At 45.5% G+C, this 13,896-nt stretch carries 11 protein-coding genes; 4 read left to right on the forward strand and 7 right to left on the reverse strand.

The window, feature by feature from the left end; genetic code table 11:
• The first annotated feature begins 3 nt into the window (after nt 1-3).
• From dnaE to V2I46_05280, 4 genes are all read left to right on the forward strand, one after another.
• The gene (gene dnaE, locus V2I46_05265) at nt 4-3,465 is read left to right on the forward strand and encodes a DNA polymerase III subunit alpha (GenBank protein ID MEE4176901.1); all 3,462 of its coding nucleotides are present in this window, start codon (nt 4-6) and stop codon (nt 3,463-3,465) included.
• Nucleotides 3,466-3,596: 131 nt separating this feature from the next.
• Nucleotides 3,597-3,914, forward strand: coding sequence for a thioredoxin (trxA, locus tag V2I46_05270; protein ID MEE4176902.1), 318 nt, complete (start codon nt 3,597-3,599; stop codon nt 3,912-3,914).
• A 71-nt stretch (nt 3,915-3,985) separates the two neighbouring features.
• A complete protein-coding gene (locus tag V2I46_05275; GenBank protein MEE4176903.1) occupies nt 3,986-4,918 on the forward strand; it encodes a DUF58 domain-containing protein in 933 nt (310 codons plus the stop codon).
• A gap of 55 nt (nt 4,919-4,973) precedes the next feature.
• Nucleotides 4,974-6,029 (forward strand): PAS domain-containing protein, encoded by a 1,056-nt coding sequence (locus V2I46_05280; protein ID MEE4176904.1) that lies wholly within the window; start codon nt 4,974-4,976, stop codon nt 6,027-6,029.
• A gap of 132 nt (nt 6,030-6,161) precedes the next feature.
• On the opposite strand, the gene V2I46_05285 is transcribed toward V2I46_05280, so the two are convergent.
• The 7 genes from V2I46_05285 to V2I46_05315 form a co-directional block, all read right to left on the reverse strand.
• Entirely contained in the window at nt 6,162-7,409 is a 1,248-nt protein-coding gene (locus V2I46_05285; GenBank protein MEE4176905.1) for an aminotransferase class I/II-fold pyridoxal phosphate-dependent enzyme, read from the reverse strand.
• Nucleotides 7,410-7,526: 117 nt separating this feature from the next.
• The gene (locus V2I46_05290) at nt 7,527-8,195 is read right to left on the reverse strand and encodes a peptidoglycan DD-metalloendopeptidase family protein (GenBank protein ID MEE4176906.1); all 669 of its coding nucleotides are present in this window, start codon (nt 8,193-8,195) and stop codon (nt 7,527-7,529) included.
• Nucleotides 8,196-8,222: 27 nt separating this feature from the next.
• Nucleotides 8,223-10,250, reverse strand: coding sequence for an excinuclease ABC subunit UvrB (gene uvrB, locus V2I46_05295; protein ID MEE4176907.1), 2,028 nt, complete (start codon nt 10,248-10,250; stop codon nt 8,223-8,225).
• 96 nt (nt 10,251-10,346) lie between these two features.
• Nucleotides 10,347-10,814, reverse strand: coding sequence for a hypothetical protein (locus V2I46_05300; GenBank protein MEE4176908.1), 468 nt, complete (start codon nt 10,812-10,814; stop codon nt 10,347-10,349).
• Between the two features lie 67 nt (nt 10,815-10,881).
• Complete coding sequence (locus tag V2I46_05305) at nt 10,882-12,039, reverse strand: endonuclease/exonuclease/phosphatase family protein (GenBank protein MEE4176909.1); 1,158 nt, start codon at nt 12,037-12,039, stop codon at nt 10,882-10,884.
• Between the two features lie 15 nt (nt 12,040-12,054).
• Complete coding sequence (locus V2I46_05310) at nt 12,055-12,939, reverse strand: rhomboid family intramembrane serine protease (GenBank protein MEE4176910.1); 885 nt, start codon at nt 12,937-12,939, stop codon at nt 12,055-12,057.
• Between the two features lie 25 nt (nt 12,940-12,964).
• Entirely contained in the window at nt 12,965-13,810 is an 846-nt protein-coding gene (locus tag V2I46_05315; GenBank protein MEE4176911.1) for a rhomboid family intramembrane serine protease, read from the reverse strand.
• Nucleotides 13,811-13,896 lie beyond the last annotated feature (86 nt).

The following is a 13,896-nucleotide window of genomic DNA, read 5'->3' on the forward strand; positions in this document are numbered from 1 at the left end:
TTCATGCAAATACCTGATTATACTCATCTTCACGTACATACACAATATTCCATTCTTGACGGGGCTTCGCAGATAGAGCCCCTGCTGCAAAAAGCGGCCGACGATGGCATGAAAGCGCTTGCCATTACCGACCACGGCAATATGTATGGGGTATTGCCTTTTTCAGAGTTAGCCCGCAAAAAAGGCATTAAACCCATTATTGGCTGTGAAGTATATGTAGCTGATGGCAGCCGCCTGGAGAAACGGGGCAGGGAGGACCGCAGTGGCTTTCACCTGGTTTTGCTGGCAAAAAACCGCAAAGGATACGAAAACCTTTCACGACTGGTTTCCATAGGGTTTCTGGAGGGCTTTTATTATACTCCCCGGATTGACAAGGAGATCCTGCAATTATACAGTGAGGGCCTGATTGCATCTTCTGCCTGCCTGGGCGGAGAGATTCCCCAAGCCCTGATGGAAAAGGGAATGGAACAAGCCGAAGAGGTTCTTAGGGGGTTCCTTGATATTTTCGGTGAGGACTTCTACCTCGAATTGCAGCGCCACGGGCTGGCGGAACAGGAACCCGTCAACCAGCAGCTGCTGGAGCTATCAAAAAAGTACAATGTTAAGGTCATAGCGGCCAATGATGTACACTATGTAAACGCCGAGGATGCCCGCGCCCACGATATCCTGATATGTCTACAAACGGGTAAGGACCTCGATGATGAGAATCGCATGAAATATTCTGGCCAGGAATACCTGAAAACACGCCAGGAAATGGCCGAATTGTTTGAGGATGTCCCAGAAGCCTTGTTCAACACCCAGGAGGTCGTCGACAAAGTGAAGGAATACGATATCACCACAAAAGAAATCATGCTGCCGGTGTTCCCGCTTCCCGAAGCCTTTGAAAGTGAAGATGAATACCTGGGACACTTGACCTATGAAGGGGCGAAAAAGCTCTACCCGGAATTGTCGGAGGAGGTGAAAGAAAGGCTTGACTACGAGTTGGATATCATAAAAAGCATGGGGTTTGCGGGATATTTTCTTATCGTACAGGACTTCATTAACCAGTCGCGTGAGATGGGGGTAGCCGTTGGTCCGGGAAGGGGCAGTGCTGCTGGTTCTGCCGTAGCCTATTGCACGGGTATTACAGCGATAGACCCCATTAAATACAACCTGCTATTTGAGCGTTTCCTGAACCCGGAAAGGATATCCATGCCTGATATCGACATTGACTTTGATGATGAAGGGCGAGAGAAGGTAATGGAATATGTAATCAACAAATACGGGCGTGAAAAGGTGGCCCAGATTGTAACCTTTGGCACGATGGCTGCCAAGTCGTCTATCCGCGATGTGGCCAGGGTACTCAAATTGCCCCTGCTCGAAGCCGACCGGCTGGCCAAACTGGTGCCGGACCGGCCGGGCGTTAGCCTGAGACACGCCTACAAGGAGGTCCCCGAACTGGCCCAGGCTCTGAAGGACCCCAATCCACTGATACAGGAAACCCTGAAATATGCCCTGATACTGGAAGGATCGAACCGTCAGACTGGAGTGCATGCCTGCGGAGTCATCATAGGACCTACTAACCTGGTGGACTGCCTTCCACTGAGCACCCAGAAAGACTCTGACCTTCCCGTGACACAATATGAGGGGAAATACGTGGAGTCGGTTGGGATGCTGAAAATGGACTTCCTGGGGCTGAAAACCCTGAGCGTTATCAAGGAAGCAGTTAAGAACATCGAGAAAACCCATGGCCTGAGTATTGACATTGTCAATGTTCCCCTGGATGATGAAAAAACCTATGCGCTATACCAGCGCGGTGATACCATTGGGACGTTCCAGTTCGAATCGGGGGGTATGCGCGAATATCTCAAGGAGCTTAAGCCCACCAACATTGAAGACCTGATTGCCATGAACGCCCTTTATCGTCCGGGCCCCATGGAGTTTATCCCCACTTACATCAACCGTAAGCATGGGCGGCAGAAAACCGAATATCCGCATCCCTGGCTGGAAGAGATCCTGAAACCGACCTTCGGTATTATGGTTTACCAGGAGCAGATCATGCAGGCTGCACAGATTATGGCGGGTTTCTCACTGGGCAGTGCGGATATTCTGCGACGCGCCATGGGTAAGAAGAAGAAGGAGGAGATGGACCGCCAGAAAGGATTTTTCATTGAAGGAGCCGTAAAAAAAGGCATCGACAAAGATAAAGCCTCAAACATCTTTGATGTGATGGCCCGTTTTGCCGAATACGGCTTCAACCGGTCGCACTCCGCCGCATATTCCGTTCTGGCCTACCGCACAGCTTATTTGAAAGCCAATTATCCTGCCGATTATATGGCTGCGGTGCTCACCAACAACTTCAGCGACATCAAAAAGATCACCCAGATGATGGAGGAGTGCCAGCGCCAGAAGATCCCAGTGCTCGGGCCAGATGTCAATGAAAGCCGTTTCAATTTTGTTGTGAATAAAAAAGGGGAGATCCGCTTCGGCCTTGGTGCGATCAAGGGCGTTGGAGAGGGTGCTGTGGAAGCCATCGTGGAGGAACGCGAAGCCAATGGGCCCTATCATAACATCTTTGATTTTGCTAAACGGGTAAATCTCCGGTCGGTTAACAAGCGGGTATTCGAGTCACTTGCCATGGCAGGCGCCTTCGATTGCTTTGAAGGTCACCACCGGGCCCAGTTCTTTTTCTCTGAAGACAACGGAACGACCACTTTCATTGATAAGGTCATCAGGCATTCAAACCTGATTGCACAACGGGAAAACAGTTCACAGATGAACCTGTTTGATGAAAGCGCAGAGGTGACCATCCCCGATCCTGAACTCCCTGATTGCCCCCTGTGGAGCAAACTGGAGATGCTCAGGCAAGAAAAGGAAGTGACAGGAATGTACATTTCAGGGCATCCACTGGATGATTTCCGCATAGAAATTGATGCCACCTGCAATATTAATATCGGCGACCTTCACAACATAAGTGCGCTTAAAAACAGAGAGGTGGCCTTCGCAGGGATCATTACCTCGGCAGTTCACAAAACCGGAAAGAATGGCAAACCCTTTGGGAATTTTGTTGTGGAAGACTATTATGACTCCATCCAGTTATTCCTTTTTGCCGAGGAGTATTTAAAAATGAAGCATTTCCTCGAAAACCAGACCTTCGTTTACATCAAAGCCCGTATCCAGGAAAGGTATAACTCCAATCATTTGGAGGTCAGGGTAAAAAGTATGAGTTTGCTTACGGAGCTGGCCGAAAAGTCGCTCTCTGACCTGATTCTTTACCTCCCGGTCAACGAAATCGACCAGACCATGGTAACCCGTCTGGTGGATGTAGCAAGGAAACATAAAGGCAAATCCAAGCTGAAAATTGCATTGGTTGACCGTGTAGAAATTGCTTCCGTTGAATTGCTTTCGCGCAAGATCAGGGTAGAACCCATTGGTTTTTTGAAGGAATTGTTAAATGAATATGAACTCACCTATCGTTTGAATTAAAGGTATGACATTCATTTTCAAAACATTAACTTTAACCATAAAAATCAATTCAGCTTATTTTTAGGCTTTGCAGTTTTTAAAAATTATAGTAGGTTTGTAACAATTGTTTTTATCCATAAAAAGCATTAACCATGGCATTAGAAATTACAGATTCCAATTTTGAAGAGATTGTATTAAAATCAGATAAGCCAGTTATCATTGATTTCTGGGCTGAGTGGTGCGGTCCTTGTCGAATGGTAGGCCCGATTGTCGCCGAGATTGGAAAGGAATACGACGGGAAAGCAGTCGTTGGCAAACTGGATGTGGACAGCAACCCGGGCGTTGCCACCCAATATGGCATCCGCAATATCCCCACCATTCTGTTCTTTAAAGGCGGACAAGTGGTGGATAAGCAGGTAGGAGCCGTTCCAAAATCTGTCCTTACGGCAAAACTGGAAAAACTGCTTTAAACCTGACTAAAATGAACTTTTAAGGGGGTGCCGGGACATTTTCCGCCACCCCTTCAAATTATCCGGCAGATATGATTAAGAATATGGATCCGGAGTTGCCCCGGAAATTCGGGAATCTCGAATTACTGGCCAGGCAAGTGGTGGAAGGTTTTATCACTGGCCTTCACAAAAGTCCTTTCCATGGGTTCTCAGTTGAGTTTGCCGAACACCGGATTTACAATCCAGGAGAAAGCACCCGGCATATTGACTGGAAGCTATATGCCCGTGCAGAAAAACTCTTCACAAAACGTTTTGAGGAAGAAACCAATCTGCGTTGTCAATTGGTGATAGACAATTCTTCTTCCATGTATTTTCCTGCTTTCGGGCATAATAAAGCGCTGCCCTCCAAAATCGGGTTCTCAGTGGAGTGTGCTGCCGCCCTTTCTTATCTTTTGCGCAAGCAGCGCGATGCGGTGGGGCTAAGTATCCTTGCCGAGGAAACAGAACTGCATACCCCGGCAAGGTCAAGCATCGTGCATCACAAAATGATTTTCTCAGAACTCGAGAAACTTTATAACCCCACCAGCCATACCCTCAGCAAACGAAGCAATACGGCCGAACTGTTGCATCACCTGGCCGAAAATATCCATAAACGCTCACTGGTGATTCTTTTCTCTGACATGATCGAAAACGTGTCGGAACTTCCTGAGCTTTTTTCCGCCCTTCAGCATCTTAAGCACAACAAGCACGAAGTGATTCTTTTTCATGTATATGAAAAATCGAAAGAGCTGGATTTTGATTTTGATAACCGCCCTGTGAAATTTATTGATATGGAAACCGGGAAAGAGGTCAAAATGAATCCAATGGAATTTAAAGATCAATACCACAAAAGCATGGCTGCGCGCTTCAATGAGATCAAACTGAAATGCATGCAATACCACATTGATTTTGTAGCGGCCGACATCAACCAGGGACATGAACAGGTTTTGCTTTCCTTCCTGGTAAAAAGATCCCGGCTCTATTAAAATACGGGGATAAGATGGTTTTTTGCTAAAATTAAACCCAAATCCGATTCAAGGTATGATCCTTCAAGAACCCTTTAATTTATTTATATCGTTGATTACCGGTCACATCAAGCTCCCTTCCATTGAGGATGGTCAGAATTTTATGATCCTTGTCCTGCTTGTCATGCTTACAATTAATACTGGCCTTTTGTTTGTCTTTGTCCATCTGCGTAACCGTGAGAAGAAAAAGTATCTCAGCCTTCTGGAAAGGTATCTGGGTGAAATGGAGAGGATCAATGGTACGCTTCGTGAAAGCGAGCAAAAATGCCAGCAACTGATGGACCATTTGGATGAAGGATTCCTTCAAGTGAATGAGAAAGGATTTATATTGTTTGCCAATTTGAGGGCAGCTATGATAATTGGGTTGCCAATAGAAAAAATCCTTCACCAGCCAATACCCTCCTGGCTAATATCAGGCAATCAGCATCCCCTTACTTTAAAGGGCAGCATTCGAAAAGGGCTGAAGTTTGTTGATCAGGTCCAGGCCGTGCGTGGCAATAAAATACATTGGTACAGGTTGAAGTGTCATTACCAGGCCACGCAGAAAGGGGAGCCTGGGGCTGCCATTATCCTATCTGATATGACTGAAAAGCTGGCTATAGAAGAAAAATTGCAGCAGCTTACGGTTGACACCAACGGGTTAAATCGCCAGATCAATTGCCTGTTTGATATATCGGATATCAGTGGAGTACCAAATATTACGTATAACGAAATATTTGAACGTTCGCTTGAGATTATTCCCAATGGACTTAAGTTTTCCCACGATTGTTGGGTAGAGATCGTTTTTGAGTCGAAAAGATTCGTTTCCAAAAACTTCCGGGAGACTCCGTGGAATTTCACCGCTCCCATAAAAATTCGGAAAAAGAAATTGGGTCATGTAAGGGTTGGTTATCTGGAAGAGAAACCCAAAAGTTCCCGTGACGCTTTTCATATGAATGAAAAACTCCTGATCAAAAACATTGCTGAAAAGCTAGGGCAAGTGATTGAATTGATGAATATAGAAAGTCAGCTTAAGGAATGCCAGGAACAAAATTCTGTTTCTGCCCGCAGCCGAAAGAAAGATTCATTTTGATATTTCTTTCCCAGGATTCCTTTCGTCTTGTTTTTTGAACTCAAAAATTATTTCACAATTGGCAACAAAGACAAAAGACCGCAAGGCTATCTCCCTTAGCAGTCTTTTGTATTATCTGATTTTCAGATTTATTTATTGCTGAATATTTGCAAACTGTCCTGTTCCGTATTTTCCTGAATCAAGATTAGCCTTGATCTCGGTGAAGGCCTCAAGGGTATATTCCACATCTTCAAGGGTATGAACAGCCGTAGGAATAATCCTTATGATAATAACCCCCTTAGGTACCACCGGATAGCCCACAACAGAACAGAAAATATTGAAGTTTTCCCTTAGGTCAAAAGCCAGATTAGCACCTTCAGTGGGGTCACCGCTGAGAAATACCGGCGTAACCGGTGATTGGGTATTTCCAATATTAAATCCGCGCTCTTTTAAGCCTTTTTGAAGGGCATTGGAAATAGTCCAGAGTTTCTCACGATATTCAGGATGGTTTCTGATCAATTCAAGCCTTTTCAAGCCTCCAATGACCAATGGCATGGGCAGGGACTTTGCAAAGATCTGGCTGCGCATATTGTAAGCCAGATAAAAGACGACCTCTTTAGTGGATGCAACAAAAGCACCAATTGAAGCAAAGGATTTTGCAAAAGTTCCGAAGTAAATATCCACGCCATCCTGAACCCCAAGATACTCGCCAGTACCAGCACCAGTTGGCCCCATGGTTCCAATGCCATGTGCATCATCAACCAGGAGGCGGAACTCGAAGTCCTTCTTCATAGCAACGATCTCATCAAGTTTCCCCAGATCGCCCGACATACCAAAAACTCCTTCGGTGATGACCAGGATACCCCCCCCGGTTTCCTTGGTAATTTTGGTAGCACGTTCAAGCTGCTTGCGTAGGTTCTCCATATTATTGTGGGGGTAAACAAAGCGTTTACCGAAATGGAGGCGCACCCCATCAATGATGCAGGCGTGAGATTCGAAATCGTATACAATCACATCATGGCGATCTACCATGGCTTCAATAATGGATACCATACCCTGGTAGCCGTAATTCAACAGGTAGGCAGCTTCTTTTCCAACAAAGGCAGCAAGTTCTCTTTCCAGTTGTTCGTGCTTGTCGGATTGACCCGACATCATCCGGGCGCCCATCGGCAGGGCCAACCCATATTCGGCGGCAGACTCGGCATCAGCCTTCCTTACCTCCGGATGATTCGCCAGTCCAAGGTAATTATTTAAACTCCAGATCAGCTTCTCTTTTCCCCTGAATTTCATCCTGGTGGAAATCTCACCATCAAGTTTCGGGAAAGTCCAATACCCGTGTACACTCTTTGCATATTGCCCAATGGGCCCCAAATTGGCAGTTGCCTTATTAAAAACGTCCACGTCAAAAAGTTTTAGGTTAAAAAAATGCTCTGCAAACTTAATCTAATTTGTCGTATTGACAAATACTAATTTTTTATATATATAGTAATCCCGAAAGGAAGAAAAAACTACCAGGAATTAAGATGGAAGCTCCCTGAAAAAAACAATGGGATCAGGGCAAATTTGATTATAATATTCTTTTTCGGAAGCCAGGCAAACTCCGGGAAAATCGCCCCAATTACCCATCATATCTGTAATGACCTGGAAGTGCAAATGGGACGGCCAGTCGCCATTGACCGGGAAATTACCCACCTGACAGAATGGGGTTCCGGGTCCAATACGGTCGCCAGGATGCAAACCCATTAAAGATTCTAGCGACAAATGCCCGTAAAGAGTGAAGAAAATAAAGCCATCAAGTTGATGTTCAAGAATAATCGTTGGTCCGTAATCTCCATATTTTGCGTTGTTCTGCATGCTGTGAATCTTTGAATCAAGCGGCGAAAAAATGTCTTGCCCGGCAGGTGCCCAGATATCCACACCCAGATGAATACTCCTGGACTCACCACGGTCCTTTGCAAACAAGGTACTGCGCTGGTAAACCTGGCGGTTTTCCATGTATCCGCCGTAGCCATATTGTTTACCACTGCCTTTAACCTGTGAAAAGATATATTCATCAAGTTGAAGGGTATTGTCAAAATCAATAGAAAGCAGATCTTTGTTGTCCTTTGAAAAATCAAGCCTGAACGTATTTCCCGGATGAAGATCGGGTTCAAAAAGAGGATGAAGGAAACGAGCTTTCGCGTTCATTTTTTCATTAAAGTCCATAAGGTTGTATTAATAAAATTTCTCATTCATAAGTTTCTCAAGTGATAACAGTTCATCACGGAATTTGGCCGCTTCAATAAAATCAAGTGCTTTGGCGGCCTTTTCCATTTCCTTCCTGGTGCGTATCATAGCCTTTTGTAATTGTTCCTTGCTCATAAACCGAACTACAGGGTCAGCAGCAATATCTGTCGTTTCCTTTTCAATGTATGCCTTCTGAACATTCTTCCCAATGCCAGCCACAGAGGTCTGGCCATGAATGGATTCTACCGACCGGCGAATCTGGGCTGGCGTGATATCATTTTCCTGATTGTACTTCAGCTGCTTCTCCCGTTTCCGGTCAGTCTCATCAATGGTTATCCGCATAGACCGGGTGATCTTGTCTGCATACATGATCACCTTGCTGTTAATATTCCTGGCTGCCCTTCCGGAGGTCTGTATCAACGAGCGTTCTGAACGCAGGAAGCCTTCCTTATCAGCATCGAGGATTGCCACCAGGGATACCTCAGGCAGATCGAGCCCTTCGCGAAGGAGGTTAACCCCGATCAGCACATCAAAATTCCCAAGCCGCAGATCACGCAGAATTTCAACCCTTTCCAGGGTATCCACATCCGAGTGGATATAACGGGCGCTAATTCCTGCTCTTGTCAGGTATTTAGTCAGTTCTTCCGCCATGCGCTTTGTTAAGGTCGTCACCAACACCCGTTCATCCTTATCTGACCGAAGACTGATCTCCTCAAGCAGGTCATCAATCTGATTCAGGCTTGGCCTCACTTCAATCACCGGCTCGAGCAATCCTGTGGGCCTGATCAGCTGTTCGACCACCACGCCTTCGCTTTTCTGCAGCTCGTATTCGGCCGGGGTGGCGCTTACAAAGATCACCTGATGCATGATCTCTTCAAATTCGTCAAATTTTAAAGGACGGTTATCCAGGGCCGCTGGAAGCCTGAAGCCATATTCCACCAGGTTTTGCTTTCGCGAAAAGTCACCACCATACATGGCGCGAACCTGGGGAATGGTTACGTGGCTCTCGTCAATGACCATCAAGAAGTCAGGAGGAAAATAATCAAGCAGGCAGAAAGGCCTGGCCCCGGTCTTTCTGCCGTCAAAATAACGGGAGTAGTTTTCTATTCCCGGGCAATACCCCAGCTCGCGAATCATTTCAAGGTCATAGTTGACCCGGTCTTCCAGCCGCTTGGCTTCCAGCTCGCGCCCCTGATCCCGGAAAAAGTTTGTCTGTTTGACCAGATCATCCTGGATCTGCCTTATAGCCGATTCCATACGATCCTTGGAAGTAACAAAAATATTGGCAGGGTAAATGGCCATGTGCTCCATTTCCCCAATCTTTTTTCCGTTTGTCGGGTCAATGGTCTCAAGCGTTTCGATCTCATCGCCCCAAAAAATAATACGGTAAGCCACATCGGCATAAGCCGGGAATACATCCACTGTATCACCCTGAACCCGGAAATTTCCACGATTAAAATCTGCCTGTGTACGGCTATAAAGGCTGGTAACCAACTGATGCAACAATTTGTTCCGGCTTATTACGTCTCCTTTTGAGATGCGTACAATGTTCTCATTAAAATCCTCCGGGTTTCCAATACCATAAATACACGAAACCGAGCTGACAACAATCACATCCCGACGACCTGAAAGCAAGGCACTCGAAGCACTTAAGCGCAGCTTCTCAATCTCATCGTTGATAGACAGGTCCTTCTCAATATAGGTATTTGTAGTGGGAATGTAGGCCTCAGGCTGGTAATAATCATAATAAGAGACAAAATATTCCACGGCATTTCCCGGGAAAAATTGCTTAAACTCCCCGTATAACTGAGCAGCAAGGGTCTTATTGTGGCTGAGTACCAGCGTGGGACGCTGAACCTGCTCCACCACATTGGCGATGGTAAAGGTTTTTCCAGACCCGGTCACCCCCAACAGGGTTTGCGCAGGGATCTCCGCCTGAAGGCCTTCTACCAGCTGTGCAATCGCTTCAGGCTGATCACCCGTAGGCTGAAAATCGGAAACCAGTTTAAACGCCATGAAGTAATTTTTTTACAAAAATAATCATTTGCCCGGCTGAAAAAGAAAAAGGGTTACCAGGCAAACTGATAACCCCAAGACAAAAAAATAATAACTTTAGAATACATACCGAATGGTAATTCCACCACCGACCCAGAAACGTGTTACATCAATAATATCCAGGGCAGGAATAATATCGACCCCTATAGAAACAGGGATTTCGTCAATTTTGTACTCAAGGCCAACCACGCCGTTGACCCCTAAACCAGTATGATTACCGGCAACGGTCCATGAGGGGTGGCGAGCATCGCTGTAAAAGCCAATAAAAGCTCCGGCCCCATAATACCAGTTTAGTCCGGGCACGTCAAAAGCGTTGGTGTGCCGCTGATACATCCCTGAGATAAACAAGCCGCCATAATGGATGGCACCTACCACCTCAAAAGCATCATTGGAAGAAATGAATTGCTTGAAAGTAAGACCATTAAAAACCCCACCACGACCGCCAATTCCGGTATTGTAATCTTGGGCGACACCCGTATTAATAAAGAAAACGGCGAGAAAAGCCAGAACAATGATTCTTTTCATAGCAAATAATTTGTTGAATAAAAAAATAAAAATTAAAGATAATCAAATCTTCTGAATCTTTCAAATCTTACCTGCCAGTTGTTGCATTCGGCAGGTTCAGCACTACACTTAACGGAAAATGATCGGAGAACTTCGAATCCCCCCTAAGATAATTGTATGGCTTAAAATGAGAGCTATACAGGATATAATCGATCCGGAAGCCAGGGATGCTTCGGGTATAGGTACTGCCCCAACCACGGCCACTGCGGAAAGCATCATGTAGATTGCGCGACAGCAGCCGATAAACATAGGAGGCAGGAGTATCGTTAAAATCCCCTGCCAGGATTACCGGGTAAGGGCATTCGCTGATGTGTGCTGCCACTACTTCTGCCTGAGGCACCCTACTTATAAAGGCCCTTTTCAGACGGCCAATGATTCTTCGACCCTGTTCCTTGAAAGTTTGCTCCTCTTTGCTACCCTGTGCTATGTTGATCATATTTTCTACAAACATGTGATCTTCCTCACTTAACCCAATGGATTCGAAATGAAGGTTATAAACCCTTACGGTGTCAGTGCCAATCAAAAGATCGGTGTAGATGCAAAGGTTGCCTGCCCCAGTTCGAAAAATGATCTTGCCTTTATGCACGATGGGGTAAGCGCTAAAGGTAGCCAATCCAAAAAAATTCACATCCTTGGATGATCGGGTATACTCAAAATGACTATACCTGGCACGCAGAAAGGTGGATAAGGTGTCCAGGGTCTTAAACTGACCCTTGCGGTCATGTACAAACTCCTGAAAACAAATGATATCAAAATCCTCCTGCTCCAGATAATGGTAAATATTATTACGGTTGGTGAAATTCAGTGTCCAGCCAGGTCCGTAATTATATAAATCGAAATTGCGAACATTATAACTTAAAACCTTCAGGTTAACACCCTCCTCAGGCAATGATTTGTGGATTTCATTCCACTGGAAATAATTCCTAATATGCCCGAGACCCAACAGAACAACCACCAGCGAAAGCAACAAATACTTCTTCCGGAAAATAAGCCAGAAAACAATAAAAAACAGGTTTGCAAAAAGCAGAAGGGGATAAGCCAGACCAAGAAAAGCCATTGGCCAGAATTGGGCAGGGCTGATGTAGGCCGCAAGGTAGGAAAGTAGTAAAAGCAACGCAACCCCTGCGTTGATCATCAGAAATGCCTTCCCGGTAAAAGACAGACTTTTTTTTCGTTTACCTGTCATATGAACCCAATGATATTATTCCTTGTCACCCATTTTAAACAACAATTCCTTTTCCTTGCTACTCAGGCTTTCGTAACCGCTCTGTGAGATTTTATCGAGTATCCGGTCGATCTCTTTCTGCCTGTCCGCACGCTTATCATTGTATTCTTCATCGCTCAGGGGCCTTCCTTGGCTATGATTTACCCTCATTCTGGGCTTTCTTGAGAACATTGAACCCACCGATTTGAACCAATTGCTGATCCCACGGGCAGGATCTTTCCCTGAAAGCCGCATTTTGGCATATACAAAGCCCCAGAAAGCACCGCCGAGATGAGCGATATGACCACCGGGATTACCCCGTTCGATGCTTAAAATATCTATCAAAACGAATACCAGGGCAATATATTTCAATTTGATCCGCCCCACCAATAGTAAAGGTAGTTCAAAGTCAGGCATATAAACCGAAATGGCAATAAAAATCGCTAATACCGATGCCGAAGCACCCAAGGCAACACCAACAGACCTGACATCATTGAAAACCGGAAACAGGTTAAAGGCCAAAATAAAAAACAATGCACCCCAAAGCCCACCGAGAATATAAGTGGCTGTCAACCTTCCAGCCCCGATAAAATCGCTGAAAAGCCTGCCCCCGACATACAGCATGATCATATTAAAGATCAGGTGGAAAAAGTCAAAGTGCAGAAACATATAGGTCAGCGCCGACCAAGGCCTGGTTAAAATCACCACTGGGTTTGAAGAGATCCCAAGCCAGTTCGTCATCACTTCCCCGGCTCCCTGAACATTCCAGAGGAAAAAGATCAGACGCACAAAATTGACCAGTATGAAAACCCCCAGGTTAATCATGATCAGCCTGGCCAATATCGAGCCTTTCAGAAAAAACTGCTTTAATTCTTTAAACATCCCAAATCTTAATGGTTATGAATAGTTAATAAAACCTGTCCTTCCTTTTCTTTCGCCAATAACGGATCAGAAGATAACCAAAAATCATGCCCCCAAGATGGGCAAAATGAGCCACATTGTCCCCGCCACGTCCCGAGATGCCAAAAAACAATTCCAGCGCACCGTAGATCATGACGAAATATTTAGCCTTAATGGGAATGGCAAAAAACACATAAATCAACGAGTTCGGAAACAACATTCCAAAGGCCAGCAGAATCCCGAAAACTGCACCCGAAGCGCCCACCACCACTGGTGCATTCAGAAAATCAACCCGGTACTGGTTCATGAAATTTACTGCCCTGACAAGGGCCTCCTGTGGGTTAGTGTTCATCAGGGTGTTGTATTCCTGCCTGAAAGCCTCAAAATTGGCCTGTATATCATAACTAACCACCTTTAAATGTTCAGAATTGACAAAGGCAAGAACCCCTTCATTGCTGGGGTTCTGCAAAAACTGGTCAATGGCCTGAAGGGTAGGGAGCATCTGAAAGTAAACCACCAGGTAATGAATCAGGGCAGCCCCAAACCCAGTCACAAAGTAATAAATGATAAAGCGTTTCGAACCCCAAACATTTTCAAGCAGATTACCAAACATCCACAGGGCAAACATATTAAAGAACAGGTGGGTGAAATTCCCATGCATAAACATGTAGGTCACCAATTGGTATGGGTTAAAATTTGTTGCCCCGAAAAAATGTAAACCAAAGATCCGGTAAAGATCAATGTTGAATGTAGTATCGAGGGCGATGGTTGCCAGAAAGAACAAACCGTTAATGATCAGCAGGTTCTTGACGGCAGGGGGGAGCATGTTAAAGCCTCCGGAAGCTAATCGCATGGGGCGGGGGTTTTAAGTGTATTTATTATCAACGCCATTCCTTAATAAATTGTTTGGGGCAGGCAATAATGAAAACAGGTAGGCAA

It is taken from the genome of Bacteroides sp. (genome assembly GCA_036351255.1).
Lineage (GTDB): Bacteria > Bacteroidota > Bacteroidia > Bacteroidales > UBA7960 > UBA7960.

Coding starts and splice junctions, on each gene's coding strand:
- V2I46_05280 (MEE4176904.1), top strand. CDS start 4,974: ATGATCCTTCAAGAACCCTTTAATTTATTTATATCGTTGATTACCGGT.
- V2I46_05315 (MEE4176911.1), bottom strand. CDS start 13,810: ATGCGATTAGCTTCCGGAGGCTTTAACATGCTCCCCCCTGCCGTCAAG.
- V2I46_05300 (MEE4176908.1), bottom strand. CDS start 10,814: ATGAAAAGAATCATTGTTCTGGCTTTTCTCGCCGTTTTCTTTATTAAT.
- V2I46_05310 (MEE4176910.1), bottom strand. CDS start 12,939: ATGTTTAAAGAATTAAAGCAGTTTTTTCTGAAAGGCTCGATATTGGCC.
- V2I46_05290 (MEE4176906.1), bottom strand. CDS start 8,195: ATGAACGCGAAAGCTCGTTTCCTTCATCCTCTTTTTGAACCCGATCTT.
- V2I46_05275 (MEE4176903.1), top strand. CDS start 3,986: ATGATTAAGAATATGGATCCGGAGTTGCCCCGGAAATTCGGGAATCTC.
- trxA (MEE4176902.1), top strand. CDS start 3,597: ATGGCATTAGAAATTACAGATTCCAATTTTGAAGAGATTGTATTAAAA.
- uvrB (MEE4176907.1), bottom strand. CDS start 10,250: ATGGCGTTTAAACTGGTTTCCGATTTTCAGCCTACGGGTGATCAGCCT.
- dnaE (MEE4176901.1), top strand. CDS start 4: ATGCAAATACCTGATTATACTCATCTTCACGTACATACACAATATTCC.
- V2I46_05305 (MEE4176909.1), bottom strand. CDS start 12,039: ATGACAGGTAAACGAAAAAAAAGTCTGTCTTTTACCGGGAAGGCATTT.